The following is a 22,300-nucleotide window of genomic DNA, read 5'->3' on the forward strand; positions in this document are numbered from 1 at the left end:
AATCAGTACACGCGCGGCAGCCGTGAGGCTGACACGTCTGTTTGTCCCGCAGCCAGCGGGATTAAATAATAAACGTAACCCATGTTTTGCATACACCAATAAGGAGATAATATAATCATGATTCATTTGGAAAAAATACAGGCATCCCCCATGATAAACAACCCATCCCTGGAGCAGCTTGCAGCCAGCCTGAACAAGCAGGCGGTTCTGCATGGCAGTGTTCACAGAATCCGGAAAATGAGCGGATTTTCGTTCCTCATCCTGCGCACTGCGGACAGCCTCATCCAGTGTATCCTGGAACCTGAAAAGTGCCACATAGAAGGCCTGCTTAAGGAAGAAGCCTGTATCCGGGCCGAAGCCACTGTGACGGAGGAGCCTCGTTCCCGCACAGGCTGGGAGCTTCATCTGACGGAAATAAAAGTCCTTTCTTCCCCAGAGGCGGAAATGCCGGTGGTCATTCATGGGAAAGAAATCGATGCATCCCTGGAAACCATACTGGACTATCGGCCGCTCACTCTGAGAAATGAAAAGCAGCGAGCAGTTTTTAAAATTCAGGAAGGGCTGTGCAGAGGCTTTCGTAATTTTCTTGAACAGGAACAGTTTACCGAAATCCATACACCGAAAATCGTATATCAGGGGGCGGAGGGCGGCGCCAATATTTTTCATCTGGACTATTTCGGCAAGGACGCCTATCTGGCGCAAAGCCCGCAGTTCTATAAGCAGATGATGGTTGGCGTATATGAAAGAGTTTTTGAAATCGCCCCGGTATTCCGCGCGGAGAAGCATGATACCGCAAGACACCTGAACGAGTATACAAGCGTGGACTTTGAAATGGGCTATATTGACAGTTTTACAGATATCTGCCGGATGGAAGCGGCCATGCTTGGTAGCGCACTGCAGTTTCTCCGGGAAAAATACGCGCCGGAGCTTGCCCTGCTGAAGGTACGGCTGCCGGAGCAACTGCTGGAAACAGGGGAAATCCCGTCCATTCGTTTTCATGAGGCCAAACAATGGGTTGCCAAAGCTTATAGCCGTCCGGCCAGTGAAAAGGATGATTTTGAACCGGAGGAAGAAAAACTGTTGTCCCGGCTCATAAAGAAGGAAACCGGCAGTGATTTTGTATTCGTTACCCATTACCCGACTGCCAAGCGTCCCTTTTATGCCTGTGAGGACGAAGGAAACCCGGCGGTAACACTGAGCTTTGACCTCCTGTTCCGGGGACTGGAGGTAACGACCGGCGGACAGCGCATCCATGAATATTCCGTCCAGCTGGAAAAAATGAAGCGCATGGGAATGGATCCGTCGCTCTTTGAAAGCTATCTTTGGATACACAGGGCCGGAATGCCTCCTCACGGCGGATTGGGCCTGGGCCTGGAACGATTTACGGCCCGCCTGCTGGAGCTGGACAATATCCGCCAGGCATCCCTGTTCCCAAGGGATATCCACAGGGTCACTCCCTGATATAAATTCCGGCGGCCCGGGCGATGGCAGAAAGACGGAGAAAAACAGGAGAAAAAAATGGAAAGATTAAAAAATTATTTACAATTTATAAATGAAGCGGAGCAGCTTAAAAATGTACTCCGTACCGCCTGGACCAGCGAAGGAAAACAGGAGAGCACGGCAGAGCATTCCTGGAGGCTTGCCCTTCTGGCTATGGTCATCCTGGAGGAATATCCCCGGCTGGACAGCCTGAAAGTGATAAAAATGGCATTGCTTCATGATATTGGGGAAATCAGGGAAGGCGACATCTCCGCCGCGCTGCGTCCTGATCCCGGGGAAAAATATCTGGCGGAGGAAAGAGGAGCATCCGGGCTGTTTTCGCTCCTCCCTCCGCAGCTGGAAAAAGAATATATGGATCTGTGGAAGGAATATAATGAAGCAGTCAGCAAAGAGGCACGCCTGGTAAAAGCCCTGGATAAGGCGGAAACCATTATGCAGCACAACCAGGGCTGCAACCCGGCTGGTTTTGATTATGATTTTAATCTGGAGTACGGACAGGAATATTTTAGCGGAGATCCCCTGCTTGCGGAATTCAGACAGATTCTGGATACAGACACAGGGAAAAGGAAGGAGGATGAAAAAGAAGGAGGGTGAAAAAGAAGGCGAAATAAAAGCGCGGCAGAAAAAGAACGGGTAGAGTTTTTTCCCTGACTACGTTATAATAAACACAGCCTGGCCTGATATGAAGGGCCTGAAGAAGGAGACGACAAAGGATGAAAATTACCTGGTATGGAACAGCTTCCATTTTGCTGGAGTCGGAGGGAGAGCGGCTTCTGTTCGATCCCTTTGTGGAACTGGCCGGAGCAAGCAACCCGAACAATCTGGAGGATTTTGTGCAGGAAACGGATATCTGCATCACGCATGGACATGTGGATCATCTTTTTTTCATACCGGAAATCCTGGAACAGGCCGATGCCACGGTTTTTGCCACCCGGGCTGTGATGAATACCCTGGAAGGATGGGTGGAAGACACAGGCTGCCTGGTGGAAGTGGAACCGGGATACAGCTGGCGTCAGGGGAATATGAGGATAACGGTTCTGAAGGGAAAGCATACGTCATTTTGTGCGAAAACGGTTTTCAGGAAGCTGTTAAACCCGAGGCTGCTCCGATATTTCCGCAATGCACTGTTTCTGGCCTGGGCGCATCCCAGATTCCCGGAAAAGGGCGAAACGGCAGCCTACCAGATAGAGGCGGAGGGGAAACGCATTTTACTTCTTGGGAGCATGGAGCTGGATCCGGACACAGTTTATCCGGAAAATGCGGATCTTCTCATACTTCCCTATCAGGGGAAGGAAAATATGGCGGAAGCAGCCATGGAAATTGTGGAACGCCTGAAGCCGGCGCGTATTCTGCTGGACCATTTCGACGACGCGTTCCCGCCCGTATCCGAGGAGGTAGATACCCGGCCGTTTAAAAAGGCCATGGATGAAAGGCATCCGGAAATCAAAGTGGTGAAGCCCAAAGCCGGAAAGCCCGTAACACTGTAAAGCCCATAACGCTGTAGAGCTTGTAACACTGTAAAGCCCATAGCGCTGTAAAACCCACAAAAGAAGCAGTAAGACCGTCCGATAAAAGTATGTTTTCCGAAGGATGCGGGAAAGCTTTTATCAGACGGTTTTTTTATAAATAAATATGGCCGGAGAATGCAGGAAGATGCTTGACAACCAGGCAGATTATGGTATGATAAAATCAGTAATGATTATTATTTTTAAAAAAATAATAAAATGGGGGTAAGCACTATGTTGAAAGGTAAGGTTGCAGTAGTAACCGGGGGAACAAGAGGAATCGGTTATGCTATAGTGAAAAAGTTTCTGGAAAACGGGGCCTCCGTAGTCCTTTGGGGCTCAAGACAGGAAACCGTGGACAGGGCGCTTGAGAGGCTTCGCCAGGATAATCCGGACTGGCAGGTTACCGGCATGGCTCCGGATCTGGGAAGCTACGAAGAAGTAGCCCGGGCGCTGGATTCCGTTAAGAAAAAATACGGCAAAATCGATATTATGGTAAACAATGCAGGAATATCTGCGAGAGACAGCTTATATGATTATAACCCGGAGGATTTTGACAGGATTATGGATCTGAATGTCAATTCCGTATTCCGCTGCTCCAAGGCGGCGGCAGCAATTATGAGGGAGCATGGCGGCGGTGTGATATTAAATACCAGCTCCATGGTGAGCTTTTACGGACAGCCGGCCGGTTCGGGCTACCCGGCATCCAAATTTGCGCTGAACGGTCTGACCAAATCTCTGGCGAGAGAGCTTGGCAGGGATCATATCCGTGTCAATGCGGTAGCGCCCGGCGTTACCCGTACGGATATGATGGAAGCGGTTCCTCAGGAAGTGATAGAGCCGATAGTAAGGACGATTCCGCTGGGAAGGCTGGGAGAGGCGGAGGATATAGCCAACGCGTTCCTTTTCCTGGCAAGCGATATGGCCTCCTATATTACAGGAGCCATAATTCCGGTAGACGGCGCGGCAATGACCTGAGCCTGAAAAAGCCGGTATCGGTAACAACAGTACATGAGTGCTTCAGTGCACAGACGGGAGTGAAAAGATGAATACAATGATTTTCAGAGACATGTCCTACGGTGTTTATGTTACAACTTCAATGGATGGTAACCGTCCGGTAGGATGCATTACCAACAGCATTATGCAGATTACATCGGATCCGGCTACCATTGCGGTTAGCGTAAACCATGATAACTATACCAATTCCTGTATCGATAAGACCGGGAAATTCGCATTTTCCATACTTTCAGAAAAATCCGACCCCGCCATTATCGGAACCTTTGGTTTCCACAGCTGCCGGGATACGGATAAATTCAGTAATGTGGATTATGAAATGGCGGCCGGGCTTCCTGTAATCAAGGATTCCTGCGGCTATGTGGTTTGCCGTGTCATTGATACGATGGAAACCCAGACCCATACTGTTTTCCTGGGAGAAGTGGTGGAAGCGGAAAGCTATGGAAATGACAGCGCGGCGATGACTTACGCTTATTATCATAAGGTAATAAGGGGAAAAGCCCCGAAGAATGCGCCGACCTACCTTCCCGAGGCGGACGGTGCGGCGGAAGAAAGCCCCCGACCATCCGGTGATGCAAAGAAAACCGGAAAATGGATATGCCAGGTATGCGGTTATGTATACGAAGGAGAAGAGCTTCCCGCAGATTTTAAGTGCCCGATTTGTGGCCAGGGAGCGGATAAATTCAAGAAGGTGGAATGACCGGACAGAACCGGCTCACCTGACAGAGTAAGCAATATAACATGAAAAATAAGGATCAGCACCAGTCCGTACCACCTGGGAAACGGCTTGTGCCGGTCCTTTTGTTATGCCATAATACAGCCCGGTAAAAATTGCCGGAAGGTTGCTTTTCCCGAGAATGTATCATACAATTGATTACAGCACCGCAGCCCGGGTACTCTGCCCCTTTAAAAAGAAGCCGCAGCGCACCCGGGGCAAAACTGCGGCCCGCTTTCCCTGCTGCAGATAAAGCTTACAGAATAAAAGGAGCAAGCCATGCAAAAGAGAATCCAGTATCTGGATATCATCAAAGTAATTTCAATTTTCCTGGTGGTTTTCTGCCATTTCGTCCTGCTTTCGGAGACTGTGCCCGCCAATATCCTCATGGTAGCCTGCTGGTCTGGCGTCCCCATGTTTTTTATGGTAAACGGGGCGCTGCTTTTCACCAGGCCGCTGAAGCTGGAAAAACACATCCGGAAAACAATCCTGATTTATATTGTACTTGTTGCCTGGAGGCTTATCTATCTCTTTACCGTCGGCCCGCTCTGCCAAATTTCTCCGCTGGGCTTTGGCAGGAACCAGATTCTTACCTATCTTTTCACCTTTGGCAGCCTGGACGGTATCGGAACGGGCCATCTGTGGTTTATTGAAGCCCTGCTGGCGGTTTATCTTGTATTCCCCCTGTTCCGCATCGCCTGGGATCATCAGGCAGGAAGAAAAATCATACTCTTTTTTGCCGCTTTCGGCATCCTGATGACCAACGGCCTGACCGGCCTGCAGATGCTTTTGGATGCACTCTGCGCCAAGGGCCTGATCGGCGTATATTCCCTGGAAGGACTGGAAATACTCAATCCCTTCGGCACCTATGCGAATATGCTCGGCTTTTTCCTGTTCGGCGCCTGGCTCCACACAGCGGGCACCTTTAAAAACAGCCTTACCGCACAGCGTCTTCTCGGACTTCTTCTGTCCGCTGCAGGACTTTTGGGTATGTGGGGCGTAAAATGGTACACCAGCAAAAATCCGGCCTGGGACGGCATCCTTCTTGTCCAGGGCTACCGCCACCTTCCGGTGGTTCTTCTTGCCGCAGGCATTTTCCTCGCCTGCCGCGGCCTGAAAATAAGAAACCGGGCCATAAATGCCGCCGTTACCGCGGTGGCAAGCAGGACACTCGGTATCTATTACCTGCACTGGATATTCGGATGGATGCTGGTTCCCTATATGGCCCTGCTTTTTTCCGGTTTTAACATAGGAACCAACCTGCTGAAAACAGTTGCCCTGATAATACCCGCCTTTCTCCTCACCCTCCTTCTGGAAAAAATACCGGTTATAAAACACCTTGTAACGGGATGAGCCAGGACCGGTAAATCAGCAGAGCTTCATTACCATTCAGGCAAATCCGCGCCTTTACGCCGCAGCCGTAAGAAAGTGCTCCAGGAGTGCCCCCAACCCAGCGCCGGAGGCGGTTTGGGATGGATTCCGGCAGGAACTGTAAAGGGAAAAAACAGTAACCCAAAACTAAACGTGACAAAAAAAGGCATTTTTGGCAATTTGATTCCCATCTGTGCTTATGCTATAATAACGATAGCGGCCGGAGAAAACCTTCCGGCAGGGTAATAAAAACTTAAGGGAACCATGTTAACATTTTGACAGCTCTTCCTAACAAATAAGAGTTGCGGTATATATTGGTTCCCGTATAAAATGAAAGGGTAAAGTGAAGCAGGCCTGCAGACTTTACAGAAACAATCCAACAACTTCACAGGATGGATGCAAGCTTCACAGACCCTTTTTTCAGCGTGTTAAAGCACGCAGAAGGGGAGCAGAATATGGATAAACCGGTATTGGTAATTCTGGCAGCAGGAATGGGAAGCCGCTACGGCGGACTGAAGCAGATTGACCCTGTAGACGATAAGGGTCACAAGATTATTGACTTTTCCATGTATGATGCTGTCAGGGCAGGATTTCAGAAGGTAGTTTTCATCATTAAGAAGGAAAACGAAAAAGATTTCCGGGAGTGCGTGGGTGACATAGTCAGCAAGCATATCGATGTGGAATATGTATTCCAGGAGCTGGACAAGGTTCCTGAAGGATTCCAGATTCCGGAGGGCAGAGTAAAGCCCTGGGGAACAGCACATGCGATTCTGTGCTGCAAGGGCGTGGTAAACGGCCCCTTCGCAGTAATCAATGCAGATGATTATTATGGAAGAAGCGCTTTCCAGACCTTGTACGATTTCCTGACAACCCATCAGGACGATGAGAAATACCGCTATGCGATGGTAGGCTATGAACTGGGCAATACCCTGACTGAGAATGGTTCCGTGGCAAGAGGCTGCTGTGTCACCGATGAAAACGGATTCCTGAAGACCATTGCAGAACGTACCAAGATTGTAAAGACGGCGGACGGGGCCGCTTATACGGAGGATGACGGAGCAACCTATGTACCGCTTCCGCTTGACACACCCGTATCCATGAATATGTGGGGCTTTTCCGCAAGCATCCTGGATGAACTGGAAAGTGCGGTAAACAGCTTCTTTGAGAATGAGGTTCCGAAGAACCCTCTGAAATCGGAATGCTTCCTTCCCATCGAAGTGGATAAGCTGCTGCAGCAGGGCAAGGCAACCGTAGAAGTGCTCTCCTCTAAGGATAAATGGTTCGGCGTAACCTATAAGGAAGATAAGCCTTTCGTTATGGAATCCATTGCCAAACTGAAAGCAGACGGCGTATATCCTGATGTTTTATGGTAAATTATTGTAACAGTTTTGTTTTCTGGACTGTTGCGAATCATTGGCTTTAGCCGTTCATACGGCGGATAGGAGGAAACCATGGCAATTTTAGTAACAGGCGGTGCCGGATATATCGGCAGCCATACAGTAGTGGAACTGCAGAACGCGGGCTATGACGTAGTCGTTCTGGATAACCTCAGCAATTCCAGCGAGAAATCTTTACAGCGTGTAGAGGCGATCACAGGAAAGCACGTTCCCTTTTATAAGGCGGACATTCTTGACAGGGATGCCCTGAACGAAATCTTTGAAAAAGAAACAATTGATTCCTGTATCCATTTCGCAGGGCTGAAGGCAGTGGGCGAATCTGTTGCCAAGCCGTGGGAGTACTATGAAAACAATATCGCAGGAACCCTGACGCTGGTAGACGTTATGCGTAAGCACAACGTGAAGAACATTATCTTCTCATCCTCCGCAACCGTTTATGGAGACCCTGCATTTATCCCGATTACCGAGGAATGCCCCAAGGGACAGTGCACCAACCCTTACGGCTGGACGAAATCCATGCTGGAGCAGATTCTTTCCGACATCCAGAAAGCCGATAATGAATGGAATGTAGTTCTCTTACGCTATTTCAATCCCATCGGTGCCCATAAGAGCGGAACCATCGGCGAGAACCCCAACGGCATCCCCAATAACCTGATGCCCTACATCACCCAGGTTGCCGTAGGCAAGCTGAAAGAGCTTAACGTATTCGGCGACGACTACGACACCCCCGACGGAACCGGCGTCAGAGATTATATCCACGTAGTAGACCTGGCCAGGGGACACGTAAAGGCCCTTAAGAAAATCGAAGACAAATCCGGCCTCAACATCTACAACCTGGGCACCGGCAAAGGCTACAGCGTTCTCGATATCGTAAAGAACTTCGAAGAAGCAACCGGCGTTAAAATCCCTTACGTAATCAGAGACCGCCGCCCCGGCGATATCGCCACCTGCTACTCTGACGCTTCCAAAGCAGAAAAAGAGCTCGGCTGGAAAGCGGAATACGGCATCAAAGAAATGTGTGCCGACTCCTGGAAATGGCAGTCCCAGAATCCCAACGGCTACGAAGACTGATAAAATACAAAAAGCTTTTTAATACAAAAGCATCACCTCAGAACGGTTTGCAGCATTCCCCAAACAACAGCTGCAAACCGTTCTTTTTGTACGCCTGACACCGCGCGCCTCCCCACCCCAAGCACCCTCACAGCACAGTTTCTTTTTTCCAATTGTGAACCCCGGCATTCTGTAGTAAACTAAAACCAACCCCACACCACAATCCCCATTAGTAAAAAATCAAACCACAAAGAAACCAACCCCTTCACACCTCTTTGCTGCCTTTTCAACACAACGTTCCTGCAAAAACCCTTCACAACCTACCGGTTCCGTCGTCTCTGCGGCGCTGTGTATGGCAGGCCCGGCAGGGGCAGGGGGTGGAACCGGGTCGTCTAAAAACGCCGGTTCTTACGCCGCGTATTTTGCGGCGTTAGCACCGCTGCGTTTTTAACCGAGCGAGAGCGTGCCCGGCTCCACCCCCTGCCCCTGCCGGGCCTGCCATACACAGCGCCGCAGAGACGACGGAACTCACACCCCCCCAGATTGTTAAGATTTTTGTAAGAATCCCCCCCACATGTTTGTAAGACATCCGGTTTACACTAAAACCAAGCTCAAAGGAGGAACTGTCCTGAAATGAATGAATGTATACTGGTAGTAGATGATGACCGGGAAATCGTAAAAGCCATAGCCATTCTGCTGGAAAAGGAAGGCTACGTGGTGCTGCGCGCCTACGACGGCCTGGAAGCGCTTGATATGTTGGCTTCAAATCAGGTGCAGCTGCTCATCATGGATGTGATGATGCCCCGGCTGGACGGCCTGTCAGCGGTAATGAAAATCCGGGAGAAAAGGAATCTTCCCATCATTGTGCTCAGCGCCAAAAGCGAGGATTCCGACAAGGTTCTGGGATTATCCATGGGAGCCGACGATTATGTGACCAAGCCCTATAATCCGCAGGAGCTGGCAGCCAGGGTAAAAAGCCATCTGCGCCGCTACACCCGGCTGGGCGATATCCACGCTTCAGAGCAGACGGAGGAACTGACCAACGGCCGTCTCTGCTTCCGGACAAATGAACGGGTTCTTTATGCGGACGGGGAACCGGTAAAGCTTACGGCTACGGAAACAAAAATCATGGAGCTGCTGATGCGGAATCTGGGCAGGGTATTTCCCGCGGAAGAAATCTACCGGCGTGTATGGGAGGAAGAAGCCTATGCCCCGGAAAATACGGTAATGGTACATATCAGGCGTATCCGTGAAAAGATAGAGCTGAATCCGAAGGAGCCAGAATATTTAAAGGTGGTATGGGGAATTGGATACAAAATGGAAAAGAAGTAAAAGATGGATAGGAGCAATGGCCTTTTTTCTGGGAATGACTCTGCTTCTGGTTGATATTTTCCGGCTGACGGCTGCAGCTGCCGGCGGAAAACTGGGTCAGGATATCCCGGATGCCCTGCAGGCGGATTATCAGAATACATCCGCCTTCCAATTTTATATGGAAGGCTATCTGCAGGACTTCCTCGCCATGGCCTCCGGAGGAAGCGTCAGTTTTTCCTGGACAGAGAAACAGCAGACAAGGGCGATATCCTACAGCAGGAGCATGGGGACGGAGGTCTTTGGCTATGGAAATGTAGCGGTCTTCGGTGTACAGGGGAGCCTGGGAAGCAGTGACTCGTCTTCCATTACGCATATTACTGTAACCTCAGATGTTGCGCCCGGTGATTCTACATCAGTTGCTACAACCTCAGGAACTTCAGTTTCGGAAGCTGAGGACTCTGAAGCTGCAGTAGCCGTTGCTGAGGAAAGGGCGGATGAACGGCAGGCAGCGGAGTCAGCTGTGGAAGAGAGTACGAATGAACTGCAGCCGGAGGCGGGAGAAGCTGGTGAGCCACAGGAGGGACAGCCGGCGGATAACAAAGCGGCGGCGGACGAAGCCCATGAAATGCTGAAGGAATGCAAGAACCTCCTGTATACGATTGTGTATGATGATGAAATCCTCTACAGCAATGCAGACGGCATGGCGCTGGATGGGGAAAAAGGCGAACTGCCGGACGGATACAATTTCCTCCTTTATTTTGACGGAGAGAAGGTCACTATAAAGAAGAACGGAAAGGATTTGAACATTTACGGGGACGGCCAATACCGTAATGACGGCGGCTGGTTTGTGCCCGGCTATAAGAATTTCCCCGTGGATGAAAAATATGGTAAGGCCAGGATTACAATAGCCGCTATTGATGATCCACAGCTTTATACGGTTGCCTTTTATGGAGATGGCTATGGCTATTATGACGGCGGAAACCGGCTGTACCAGATTGTACAGGATATGCAGGAAACAAGGGATGAGATGGGCAGCTTTTGTTTTACACTGGCTGCTGCTGCAATTTTCCTGCTTGTGAGCAGGATTTTCAGGAAGGAAAAAAGGCAGGCGGACAGAAAGCTGGCATTTTTTACAGGAAAGCTGTGGTACGAGGTAAAGGTCCTGATTTTTCTGATTCCCGCAGGCTTTCTGGTGTATCAGTTCATCCCTATGATTAATAATGTATATTACGGCGGCCTGAATCCCGACATTTATTATGAATATGCCCTGAAACGCATTATTCCGCTGGAGCTGGTGGTATTCTGGATGCTCTGGCTGGCACTTAATGATGCCTGTTATAACAGGCATGTCTGGAACAACAGCCTCTGCGGACGTATCCGGCACAGCCTGGCGGTAAAACAGCTGCAGTACCCGTTCCAGCAGCGCATGCTCAGGCGTTACCGTAAAATAATGCTCTTGTCCGCATTTGTAATTATTATCCTGCTGGTTATCATAGTTGCGTGGGTACGCGGGGAATATTCCTATTGGGCGGCGCTGACTGTAGTGGCGGTCATTGGCATTGTGGGTGTGTCAGCCGCTGAAATCAGGTATCTGATGCAATTGAGCAGGGAAGCGCAGGATATGGGGGATCTGGTGGATCAGATCAGTGCGGTCAGGGAAGGCGATATGGAAGCGCCCCTGTACCTTCCGGAGGATTCCGATCTCCACGATGCGGTAACCAATCTGAATGAAATACAGGGCGGAATGAAGGAGGCCATCAAAGAACAGCTGCAGAGCGAGCGGATGAAGGTGGAGCTGATTGCCAACGTTTCCCATGATATAAAGACGCCGCTGACTTCCATTATCAGCTATGTGGAGCTGCTGAAGGAGGAAGAGGGGCTGCCGGACCATGTAAAGGACTATATTTCCATTCTGGAAAGTAAATCCCAGCGCCTGAAAACCATGGTGCAGGATGTATTTGAGGTAAGCAAGGCGGCATCCGGGGAGCTGCCCGTAAAGCTGGAAACCATTGATTTTGCAAAGCTGCTCAGACAGACGATGGCGGATATGGAGGAAGAGATACACAGCTCCTGTGTTACTGTCAGGGCGCAGATTCCGGAGGAAGAGGAGTTTATAAGGGCTGACGGCCAGCGGCTGTACCGGGTATTCCAGAACCTGATTCAGAATGCCCTGAAATATTCCCTGGACGGGTCACGGGTATACATTGCCCTGAAAAGAGAGGACGGCATGCTGACGGCCAGCGTCACCAATACATCAGCGGATGAGCTGGACGGAAGTATTGATTATACCGCGCGTTTTACCCGCGGCGACAGCAGCCGTACGGACGGCGGAAGCGGGCTGGGCCTGTCCATTGCCCGGAGCTTTACAGAGGCCTGCGGCGGAACCTTCCGGATTGCTATTATTGCGGATCTGTTCACTGCATATGTAACATTTAAAGCAGTGAGCCCGGAAGAATAATAAATGGCTGACTGAAAGAAGGATTATAATTAAGAAGCTATTATAAAAAATGCTTCAGGGCTAAGCAGACGGCTTGGTCCTGAAGCATTTTTAGTTCTGTGAGCGCGGCCTTAAAATAAAGCTCTTCGCGTATATTCCATTTAAAACTATGCCACATATTTAAACATAAAGATGAAATGGCAGATGCTTCCGCCCATTACAAACAGATGGAAAATTTCATGAGATCCGAAATATTTATGTTTGTTGTTAAAAATAGGAAGCTTCAGCGCATAAATGATACCGCCTACTGTATATATCAGCCCTCCTGCCAGAAGCCAGAGGAAGGCGGCCCGGGGAAGCGTATCCCACAGCTGGCCGAACACTGCCAGGCAAATCCAGCCCATGGCGATGTAGACTACGGAAGAAAACCATTTGGGGCAGGTAATCCATACCGCTTTAATAGTCATTCCGAAGATGGCAACGCCCCAGACAACGGCCAGAAGCGTATATCCCAGCTTGCCGCCAAGGACTACCAGGCAAATGGGGGTATAGGAGCCTGCTATCAGGACGAAAATCATCATATGATCAATCTTGCGGAATACCCGAAGAATTCGTCCTCCCACATTGATGGAATGGTAAGTGGCGCTGGCGCCGTACAGCAGAATCATACTTGCGATGAAAACGATCATTGCAATGAAAACAACTGGCTGATTGGATAACACAGCCTTTATCAACAGTGGAGTGGAAGCGATGATAGCCATCATCATTCCAATGAAATGGGTTATTGCACTCCCGGGTTCTCTTATTGTAACACTCATAATAATGCCTCCTGTTCTAGCAATCATGACAAAATACAACATGTAGTTTTAATAACTACGTCTTACATATTATGATACTACAACATATTATTTGGAGTGTCAATGAAAATATACAAATATATTTTCGTGTATATCTGAAGGCCGGTGCTGACTGCCGGCATGCCCTGCTGAAAGACAAACAGGCTGCTCTTCGTAAGAAGGGCAGGCATCAGCGGTAATGCAATCCCTGGCTGCATGCATTATATCGCAGGCTCAAAAAGCAATAAATAATGTTCGCTCACAATAATAAAGCTCAGTCTTCTTCGATTACCTGAATCTCCAGAAAATCAAAATCGATCTGTTCAACAAAATTATCCGGGGTAAATCGGGCCTTGCTGTGTTTTTTGAAATCATGTATCGTAGCATCAAGCCACATGGGCTTGCCAAGGTCGAACTGATAGCAGATTTCGTCCAGAGCATTGAATACCTTATGCGTTCTTGTTTCCGATGAATCATCACAAATCACCGTATCGCGTAGCATTCTGTTATCCTTAAATATTTTTGCCCATAAACGGAACATAAGAATCACCTCATAATCTGTATTATTTTTGTGCGTCTGAGAATAATCATAGTTTAGCGGAAAGAAAAGGGAAAGGCAATAGAATACGGTTTTTATTAATTTTTTGTAAACTTTCCATGTTCACTGCAAATCTATGGTATAATAACATCGTAAAAAAGTTAAATTGAGGATGAAATTGATGAAGCAAGTGGAATATGTAGTAGATAATGAGAACCAGGTGGACAGCTGGCAGGAAGTCACCCTGGTTTATAGTGCGGCACTGAAGCAGATAAATACGAAGCTGGAAATCCTGAATGATGAATTTCAGCATGTGCATCGCTATAATCCGATAGAGCATATCAAGTCCCGTATGAAGACCTCGGAAAGCATAGTAAAGAAGCTGAAGAGGTACGGTTACGAATCCACAATAGAGAATATGGTAAAGTACATCAACGATATTGCAGGAATACGCGTGATCTGCTCTTTTACGTCTGATATTTACCGTATTGCTGACATGATAGGGAACCAGAATGATATCAAGGTGATTTCTGTCAAGGACTACATCAAGCATCCCAAGGCCAGCGGCTACAAGAGCTATCACATGCTGGTGACGGTGCCGGTATTCCTGTCGGACCGGATTGTGGAGGTAAAGGTGGAAATCCAGATCAGGACGGTAGCCATGGATTTCTGGGCCAGCCTGGAACATAAAATTAATTATAAATTTGAAGGAAATGCCCCCCAACATATTAAGACGGAGCTTGTGGAATGCGCAAGGATGGTGTCGGATTTGGATGCGAGGATGCTGTCGCTGAATGAAGAGATACTTAGTCTTAGCGGGGAGAGGGATGATTAGCAGACGGGAGTGTATGGCTTTCAGTTAAGGGGATTGGAAGGCGGGAGAAGAGGGACTGGGGATGTGCAGTCCGCCGGGGCAAGCCCTGATACGCTGCGCGTACCAGGGCTTGAGGCTGTCGCCTCATGGAATAAAAAGGATAAGGCTGCAGGGAAAAGCGAGCTTTCCCTGCAGCCTTATCCTTTTTATTCCGCCCGGCTCATAGTGGGCAAAAGTGAGGAGTGCCCCGACACCATAGGCGCCGGGGCTATTATGAAAAAATTTATCTATGTTTGCTAAGTGAATGTTACTGTTTGTTTCCCTTGAACTTATGAACTAAGTATAGCAATGAATTATGAATAAATTATGAACAAGATGTAAATGTATAGTGAATTATAATAAAAATTAAAATGTACATCATTGAAAATAGTGCATAATACACAAAAAAGCCGGGCGGGCAGTGAGAAGGCGGGAGAATAAGCGGTTGTAAAATCAGGGGAATGATGCTAAAATGGGGAAAATAGCGGGATTATGTCTGCTTTTGCAGATACCGGCTTTTGGCGGAATGAAACTGCATGCCCCTGCGGCGGACAGGGTGGACCTGCGGCGTGAGGGCATGGGTTATATATAACAGAATACAGTCAGAGTTTCGGAACAGGGTGAAGGAACGGATGATTTGCGGCCGGAGAGCGCTGTCGCCGGACAGTTTACACGGGAGGATTTTTCAGATGGACAATTACAGAGATGATTCGGCTTACCGGATGGGCCAGGCGGGCTCCATGACGCCGGATGCGCAGGAGGCGAAGCGCCTCAGGAACCAGCTGGTGGAGTATGACGGATATCTTCAGGAAATGAGAAAATCCAATATGAAGAATGTGGAAACGCTGGATGTGATTCAGCGCTACACGGATAAAAGCACTGCCGGAATCCAGAAGCTGACGGAGGAAAGCGCGGCGGGAATGCAGAAGCTGGCGGAAGAAAGCCTTCATGGAGTCCAGAAGCTGGCGGAGGAATGTGCGGCAGGGCTGCGCAGATATTCTGCTGACGGGACCAACAGCCTGAAGCAGCTGGCGGAACATGGAACAAGCAGCCTGCGTCAGTTATCCGAGAGCGGGACGGACAGCCTGAAGCAGATGGCTGAGGACGGTACCTCCGGCATAGCGAGGGTATCGTCGGCGGGAGAAGAAGGCCTTGGCAGACTTACAACAGACGGAGTGGAGAAGCTGTCCCATCTTGCAGAGGTAAGCCTGCAGCAGCTGGAAGGGATTACGGAGGAGAGCCTGGACAGAATCCGTGAGCTGACACAGGAGAGCCTTTCCAAAATCCAGGAAGTGAATAACAGAAATATTGAAACGGCCGAACGAGTGGAGGAAATCCGTGAGCTGGTGGCCGGACAGACAGAGAGCCTGCGGGAAATGCAGAAGCAGGCCGATGATTTTAACCATAAGGAAAATGTAAAGGTATACCGGAATGTCCAGGCAGTGGTTGTGGAGGAAGTGAAGAAGCAGACGGAAGAGCTGAAGGAGTCCAACAAGGGACTGAAGCCGTTGCTTATCGTTACGCTGGCGGCAACCCTGGCTAATGTGGCGCTGTTTATTTTACAGATTCTGGGAATACTTGGAATGTAAGAGAGAAAAATTTGGCCGTTTATGGCATAATCAGGAAGCATCAGGAAGGAGCCTCAGGATACATGGGAAAACAGGAATGGAAGCCGGGAAACATGCTTTATCCCCTGCCGGCAGTTATGGTCAGCTGTGCGGACAAAAAAGGAAACAGCAACATACTTACCGTCGCATGGGCAGGCACCGTATGTACCAATCCGCCCATGGTTTCCATATCGGTGCGTCCTGAGAGGCATTCCTATGCTTTTATAATGGAAACAGGCGAATTTGTAATCAACCTGACCACGGAGAAGCTGGCCTGGGCCGCAGATTTCTGCGGGGTCAGAAGCGGCAGGGATACGGATAAATGGAAAGAGGCCCGTCTGACTCCGGTACCGGGGCATGTAGTAAAGGCCCCTTTGATTCAGGAAAGCCCGGTGAGCCTGGAATGCCGTGTCAGGCAGACGCTTCCGCTGGGAAGCCATACCATGTTTGTGGCGGAGGTGGTTTCCGTAAGCGTGGATGAAGCGTATATGGATAAGAATAACCGGTTCCATCTGGATAAGTCGTCTCCCATCTGCTATTCCCACGGCCGTTATTACGCGCTCGGAAAAGAAGTGGGAAAGTTCGGCTACAGTGTTGCAAAGAAAAAAAACAAGTAACCGTCCGGCAGCTGTGAAGGAACGGATCAATTACGAAAAAATAAGGATATAAGGTTTCGGGAAGAAAAGCGGAATTCATGGAAAGTATTACGAAATATTACAGAAGAGTACAGGCAACATTTATTTTAACGGCGTTCTGCGTGATAGCAGCCGCTGTTCTTTTTGCACCCTCCTTCGGAAGGTTTGTACACACAGGGGACAATGTGGCGGACATTCTGCTTAACGGCGTTGTTGTGGGCTGTACGGATGAGCCGGAAAAGGCGGAGGATATACTGCAGAGCGCCAGGGAAGAGCTTGTGAGGGATAACCAGGAGCTTGTATTCATGACGGCGGATTTGGAGCTGCAGGGGAAGAGTATGGTTTTCGGCGCGGTGGACAGTGACAGGACCATCCGTCAGAATATGAAGGACGTACTGAAGGACAGCATCTGCAAAACGCTGCAGCATGCATATACGGTAAAAATAAACGAATATACGGTCAACCTGAAAACAAGCGGGGAGGTTCTGTCCCTGCTTTCCGCCTGTCTCAGTGAATACGATCCGGACGGTGAATATGTGGTGGATCTGGTGGTGGATCCGGTACGTGAGCTGAATGTGCTGACCACTTCTATCTGCCCGGCCGATAAGCGTAAGAATCCGGATGAGGTGGAGCTGAGCGCCGGGGTAGGACTGCTTTTTGATGAAGTATTCGAACAGGCCGTGCCCACAATGGCAGGAGATTTTGACAGTCTGGATTATGGGCTGGTGGATCTGGCGTATGCGGACACGGTGGAAGTGGTGGAAGCCTACCTGATGGAGGATGAAATCACCAGCCTGTCGGATGCTATAGACCAGGTGACCAAGGAACAGGAAAAAGAGCAGATATATGAAGTGCAGTCCGGGGATACCCTTTCCCAGATCGCGCTGAATAACGGCCTGACTGTGGACGGGCTGGTTGCTATTAATCCGGGGCTGGAAAGCGCGGATTCCACCATAAGGGTTGGCGATGAACTGATTATAACAGTGCCCGAGCCTGAGCTTTCCGTCATTCATCAGGAGCTGGTTTATGCGGAAGAAAGCTATGATGCGCCGGTGCAGTATGTGGACGTGGATGACTGGTATACCACAAAGCAGGAGGTGGTGCAGGAGCCTTCCGCCGGACACCGTAAGGCAGCGAGCATCGTAACCTATAGAAACAGCGAGGAGATTGGCGAAGAAATCATTCTCGAAGAGGTGGATTACGAAGCGGTTCCCAAGATTGTAAAAAGAGGGACCAAGGTTCCACCTACTTATATTAAGCCCATTTCGGGAGGACGGCTGTCATCAGGCTTTGGGGGCCGGAACGCACCGACCAGGGGGGCCTCCACCAACCATAAGGGAATTGACTGGGCAACGCCTGTGGGAACCGCCGTCATGGCCTCCTCCGGCGGAACCGTAACAAGGGCCGGCTGGGGAAGCGGCTACGGTTATGTTGTGTATATCCAGCATGCGGACGGAAGAGAAACCAGATACGGCCATCTGAGCAAGGTGCTGGTTTCCCCGGGACAGAAGGTCAGCCAGGGCCAGAAAATCGCCCTCAGCGGAAATACCGGACGGAGCACGGGACCTCACGTACATTTTGAAATGCGTATTAACGGACAGGCGGTGAACCCGCTTAAATATCTGAATTAAAATAAATTTTAAATGGGTAATTCCATCATTTTACGGGTAGAATTATGATGCATAGTTACAAATTTCATACTTCCCGTGGAAAATGTAGGTGGAATTACCCATTTACAAAGTAAAAAAATGTGCTATAATCGCATATGGATTATTAAGTGGCAAAATTTTTGTATATATGGTATAATAATCGAAAATTTGTATGTCAGATTTTACTAATGATGAGTTTGCATAAAGAGAGGCTGACAGTCAATAATAATTTTTGAAAAGTGACAGTCCGGTCAGGCTATTATAAAAAGTTGGTAATCAGTGGAAATCGTGTGAAGGGATCCGTATGCCGGTGGGCGCGCTGTTGCTGCGCTAAGCCCGCATACATAAAGAGGTTGATATGGAACAATATATGGTTGAAGGCGGGAATCCGCTTGTTGGTGAAGTGGAGATAGGCGGTGCCAAGAACGCAGCGCTTGCCATACTGGCAGCTTCGGTAATGACAGATGAAACGGTTCTGATTGAAAATATGCCCGATGTCAGGGATACGAATATACTGCTCCAGGCGATGCAGAGCATTGGTGTAATTGTGGAGCGTGTGGACAGGCATTCCGTGAAAATCAATGCCTCCCTTATCCATGAACTTGTAATTGAAGATGACTATATTAAGAAAATCCGTGCGTCCTACTATCTGCTGGGCGCTCTTTTAGGCAAATACAATAAAGCAGAGGTCGCTCTTCCCGGCGGCTGCAACATCGGAAGCCGCCCCATTGATCAGCATATCAAGGGCTTCAAGGCTCTGGGTGCGGATGTGCGCATTGAACACGGCCTGATCATTACGGAGGCCGAAAAGCTGAAGGGCAGCCATCTCTATATGGACGTAGTCAGCGTGGGCGCAACCATCAATGTTATGATGGCCGCAGCCATGGCGGATGGAATGACCATTATTGAAAATGCGGCGAAGGAGCCTCATGTGGTGGATCTTGCCAATTTCCTTAACAGCATGGGCGCCAATATCAAGGGCGCAGGTACGGATGTGATCCGTATCAGGGGCGTGGAACGCCTTCATAAGACGGAATACACCATCATACCGGATCAAATCGAAGCGGGAACCTTTATGTTTGCCGCAGCCGCCACCCGCGGTGATGTTACGGTAAAAAATGTAATTCCCAAGCATCTGGAATCCATCAGCGCCAAACTGATGGAGATTGGCTGTGAGGTGGAAGAGTCTGATGACGCAGTCAGGGTTGTGGCATCCAGGCCGCTGAACCATACCCATGTGAAAACCCTTCCTTATCCCGGATTCCCCACGGATATGCAGCCCCAAATCACTGTTGCGCTGGGACTTTCCCAGGGGACAAGCATCGTAACGGAAAGTATTTTCGAAAACCGTTTTAAATATGTGGATGAGCTTACCAGAATGGGCGCCAACATTAAAGTAGAAGGGAACACGGCGATAATTGACGGCGTGGGCCGCTACACCGGCGCAAGCATCACGGCTCCGGATCTCCGGGCAGGCGCGGCACTTGTGATCGCGGCACTTGCAGCGGAAGGGATCTCCACCGTGGATGATATCCGCTATATCGAAAGAGGCTATGAGAATTTCCCCGAAAAGCTCAGGGGCCTCGGCGCAATGATAGAAAAAGTCGATAACGAAAGAGACGTGAAAAAATTTCGTTTTAAGGTAGTCTGATCTGAGCTCCTGAAACAGCGGAAATATTAAAACAGCGGCATCCCAGGCTGTTTATTTTCCTGTATCCGGATGCCGGTGGGAATATAATACTCCTGTTTTTTCAGTTTTTTGGACATTTCCCGGGAAATGTCCCGTTGACAGAACGCGGCATATGGTGTATTGTAAGGAACGTAGTCACAGATAAGAAAATTCAATATTGTATCATCTCTTATTCAGAGTGGTGGAGGTACATAGGACCTGCGAAGCCACGGCAACCCCGTCAGAGGAAGGTGCCAACCTGAGCGAGCATTTCGAACAATAAGAGGATTTGATTATCATTAACATCGGGTCCGCTTATAGCGGACTTTTTTTATTGCAGGACAAAATGTCCAAAAGGAGGAAACATGGAGAAACATTTATTTACTTCTGAATCCGTAACTGAAGGCCATCCCGATAAAATGTGCGATGCCATCTCTGACGCGGTTCTTGACGCGCTGATGGAGCAGGATCCCATGAGCCGTGTAGCCTGTGAAACCTGCACCACCACCGGCCTTGTTATGGTAATGGGAGAAATCACCACAAAGGCATACGTGGATATCCAGAAAATCGTGCGCGATACTGTGCGTGAAATCGGCTATACCAAATCCGAATATGGCTTTGACGCCAACACCTGCGGCGTTATGGTAGTTCTTGACGAACAGTCCCCCGACATAGCCATGGGCGTTGACAAAGCGCTGGAAGCCAAGGAACATAAAATGACGGATGCCCAGATCGAAGCCATCGGCGCCGGAGACCAGGGCATGATGTTCGGTTTTGCCACCAATGAAACCGAAGAATACATGCCTTACCCCATCAGCCTTGCCCATAAGCTGGTAAAACAGCTGACTAAGGTGCGCAAGGACGGAACCCTTCCTTACTTAAGGCCCGACGGAAAGAGCCAGGTAACCGTGGAATACGATGAAAATGAAAAGCCCATCCGCCTGGAAGCCGTTGTCCTTTCCACGCAGCATGATGCCGACGTAACCCAGGAACAGATCCATGAAGACATCAAAAAATATGTTTTCGATCCCATTCTGCCCGCAGAGCTGATTGACGATGAAACCAAATTCTACATCAATCCCACCGGACGCTTCGTGATCGGCGGACCCAATGGCGACAGCGGACTCACCGGACGTAAAATCATTGTGGATACCTACGGCGGATATGCCCGTCACGGCGGCGGCGCTTTCTCCGGAAAAGACTGCACCAAGGTAGACCGCTCCGCAGCCTATGCAGCCCGCTATGTGGCAAAGAACATCGTTGCCGCAGGACTGGCTGATAAATGTGAAATCCAGCTCTCCTACGCCATCGGCGTGGCTCAGCCCACCTCCATCATGGTTGATACCTATGGAACCGGAAAGCTCTCCGATGAGAAGCTGGTGGAAATCATCCGTGAAAACTTCGACTTAAGACCGGCCGGAATCATCAAAATGCTGGATCTGCGCCGCCCGATTTACAAACAGACCGCAGCTTACGGCCACTTCGGCCGCCACGACCTTGACCTCCCCTGGGAGAAACTGGACAAAGCGGAAGTCCTGAAGAAATACCTCTAAAATCACAGCACGCGGCTGTCCGCTGCCTTTGCATCAAATATGCAGGCTCCGGGCAGCCGCGTATTTTTATCATATTTTTAACTCATTAGCCGTTTGGCACAACAAATCCACTGACCGGCCAAACAGTTAACTTTGATTTTACATAAATTTTGCACTTTCTGGATAGATATAAAGAATAGCATCTGTTACGCTTTATCCAGGAAGGAGGAATTTATATGGAAAACAATACAATCACCCCTCAATTCTCACTGAAGACACTTCTATACAAATTACCCCCAAAATTATTTCTGATTACCAATACCATTCTGTGGTTTGCCGCAGGCCTAATCATAACCCCGCTGCTGCAAACCCTGCTCCCTGTCCCCCCTGCCGCCGCAGCCGCCTTCCTCGCCCTCACTGCAGGCTATGCCGGAGCGGTTGGTATTTTAATAAGAAGAAACTGATCGGGAATGGAAGGGCGCCTCAGGCCCATTCCCATCCTCCCTGTCCCCGGCGGGGCGTCGTCCGGCTGGCTGCTTTGAGGGGGATGCTGTGGGGGTGTTTCCTGCTCCAGCCTCAAAAACGGGGTGTTTCTAACTGTCCCGGAATACCAGAATCCTGCCAACGCGGCTGAACTTCTCACACCGGCGGCCCTGCCGCCGGCGTTCGGCGGACAAGCCG

20 protein-coding genes and 1 riboswitch are annotated in these 22,300 nt (G+C 49.5%); of the genes, 18 read left to right on the forward strand and 2 right to left on the reverse strand.

The features are described from left to right. Positions 1–117: 117 nt before the first annotated feature. The 10 genes from aspS to DXC51_RS15060 all read left to right on the forward strand — a co-directional run bounded on the left by aspS (position 118) and on the right by DXC51_RS15060 (position 12,321). Positions 118–1,461, forward strand: a complete 1,344-nt coding sequence (aspS, locus tag DXC51_RS15015) for an aspartate--tRNA(Asn) ligase (protein ID WP_025487473.1) — start codon at positions 118–120, stop codon at positions 1,459–1,461. 57 nt (positions 1,462–1,518) lie between these two features. Then, positions 1,519–2,094, forward strand: a complete 576-nt coding sequence (locus DXC51_RS15020) for an HD domain-containing protein (RefSeq protein WP_021640355.1) — start codon at positions 1,519–1,521, stop codon at positions 2,092–2,094. 119 nt (positions 2,095–2,213) lie between these two features. After that, a complete protein-coding gene (locus DXC51_RS15025) occupies positions 2,214–2,987 on the forward strand; it encodes an MBL fold metallo-hydrolase (RefSeq protein ID WP_025487472.1) in 774 nt (257 codons plus the stop codon). Positions 2,988–3,239: 252 nt separating this feature from the next. Continuing rightward, the gene (locus DXC51_RS15030; protein ID WP_025487471.1) at positions 3,240–3,983 is read left to right on the forward strand and encodes an SDR family NAD(P)-dependent oxidoreductase; all 744 of its coding nucleotides are present in this window, start codon (positions 3,240–3,242) and stop codon (positions 3,981–3,983) included. Between the two features lie 67 nt (positions 3,984–4,050). Further along, the gene (locus DXC51_RS15035; RefSeq protein WP_025487470.1) at positions 4,051–4,719 is read left to right on the forward strand and encodes a flavin reductase; all 669 of its coding nucleotides are present in this window, start codon (positions 4,051–4,053) and stop codon (positions 4,717–4,719) included. 294 nt (positions 4,720–5,013) lie between these two features. Continuing rightward, positions 5,014–6,087, forward strand: coding sequence for an acyltransferase (locus tag DXC51_RS15040; RefSeq protein ID WP_025487469.1), 1,074 nt, complete (start codon positions 5,014–5,016; stop codon positions 6,085–6,087). A 473-nt stretch (positions 6,088–6,560) separates the two neighbouring features. Further along, entirely contained in the window at positions 6,561–7,478 is a 918-nt protein-coding gene (locus DXC51_RS15045) for a nucleotidyltransferase family protein (RefSeq protein ID WP_025487468.1), read from the forward strand. A gap of 78 nt (positions 7,479–7,556) precedes the next feature. Continuing rightward, a complete protein-coding gene (galE, locus tag DXC51_RS15050; RefSeq protein WP_021640363.1) occupies positions 7,557–8,573 on the forward strand; it encodes a UDP-glucose 4-epimerase GalE in 1,017 nt (338 codons plus the stop codon). 612 nt (positions 8,574–9,185) lie between these two features. After that, positions 9,186–9,884: a response regulator transcription factor gene (locus DXC51_RS15055; RefSeq protein ID WP_021640364.1), complete on the forward strand. Its 699-nt coding sequence runs from the start codon at positions 9,186–9,188 to the stop codon at positions 9,882–9,884. Next, complete coding sequence (locus DXC51_RS15060; RefSeq protein WP_147331837.1) at positions 9,859–12,321, forward strand: sensor histidine kinase; 2,463 nt, start codon at positions 9,859–9,861, stop codon at positions 12,319–12,321. Before DXC51_RS15055 ends, DXC51_RS15060 begins: the two co-directional genes overlap by 26 nt. A gap of 146 nt (positions 12,322–12,467) precedes the next feature. Here the strand turns inward: DXC51_RS15060 and trhA are convergent, their stop codons facing one another. Both trhA and DXC51_RS15070 read right to left on the reverse strand, forming a co-directional pair. After that, complete coding sequence (gene trhA / locus DXC51_RS15065) at positions 12,468–13,118, reverse strand: PAQR family membrane homeostasis protein TrhA (protein WP_025487466.1); 651 nt, start codon at positions 13,116–13,118, stop codon at positions 12,468–12,470. A 292-nt stretch (positions 13,119–13,410) separates the two neighbouring features. After that, the gene (locus DXC51_RS15070; protein WP_021640368.1) at positions 13,411–13,677 is read right to left on the reverse strand and encodes a hypothetical protein; all 267 of its coding nucleotides are present in this window, start codon (positions 13,675–13,677) and stop codon (positions 13,411–13,413) included. 169 nt (positions 13,678–13,846) lie between these two features. On the opposite strand from DXC51_RS15070, the gene DXC51_RS15075 reads away from it, so the two are divergent. The 8 genes from DXC51_RS15075 (at position 13,847) to DXC51_RS15110 (ending at position 22,083) form a co-directional block, all read left to right on the forward strand. Then, on the forward strand, positions 13,847–14,509 hold the full coding sequence (locus tag DXC51_RS15075) for a GTP pyrophosphokinase (protein ID WP_021640370.1): 663 nt from the start codon (positions 13,847–13,849) through the stop codon (positions 14,507–14,509). Between the two features lie 9 nt (positions 14,510–14,518). After that, positions 14,519–14,788, forward strand: a complete 270-nt coding sequence (locus DXC51_RS15080) for a hypothetical protein (RefSeq protein WP_117530724.1) — start codon at positions 14,519–14,521, stop codon at positions 14,786–14,788. Positions 14,789–15,216: 428 nt separating this feature from the next. After that, positions 15,217–16,116 carry a phasin family protein gene (locus DXC51_RS15085; RefSeq protein ID WP_025487464.1) on the forward strand — a complete coding sequence of 300 codons (900 nt, stop codon included), beginning with the start codon at positions 15,217–15,219 and terminating at the stop codon, positions 16,114–16,116. A gap of 62 nt (positions 16,117–16,178) precedes the next feature. Next, entirely contained in the window at positions 16,179–16,751 is a 573-nt protein-coding gene (locus tag DXC51_RS15090) for a flavin reductase family protein (protein ID WP_025487463.1), read from the forward strand. A gap of 77 nt (positions 16,752–16,828) precedes the next feature. Beyond that, the gene (locus DXC51_RS15095; RefSeq protein ID WP_117530723.1) at positions 16,829–18,400 is read left to right on the forward strand and encodes a M23 family metallopeptidase; all 1,572 of its coding nucleotides are present in this window, start codon (positions 16,829–16,831) and stop codon (positions 18,398–18,400) included. A gap of 376 nt (positions 18,401–18,776) precedes the next feature. Next, a complete protein-coding gene (locus DXC51_RS15100) occupies positions 18,777–20,069 on the forward strand; it encodes a UDP-N-acetylglucosamine 1-carboxyvinyltransferase (RefSeq protein ID WP_021640375.1) in 1,293 nt (430 codons plus the stop codon). 205 nt (positions 20,070–20,274) lie between these two features. Next, positions 20,275–20,373: riboswitch (SAM riboswitch) on the forward strand. Between the two features lie 79 nt (positions 20,374–20,452). Beyond that, positions 20,453–21,640 carry a methionine adenosyltransferase gene (gene metK, locus DXC51_RS15105; protein ID WP_021640377.1) on the forward strand — a complete coding sequence of 396 codons (1,188 nt, stop codon included), beginning with the start codon at positions 20,453–20,455 and terminating at the stop codon, positions 21,638–21,640. Positions 21,641–21,855: 215 nt separating this feature from the next. Beyond that, complete coding sequence (locus DXC51_RS15110; protein WP_025487462.1) at positions 21,856–22,083, forward strand: hypothetical protein; 228 nt, start codon at positions 21,856–21,858, stop codon at positions 22,081–22,083. The last annotated feature ends 217 nt before the right edge of the window (positions 22,084–22,300 follow it).

The organism is Eisenbergiella massiliensis (assembly GCF_003435485.1).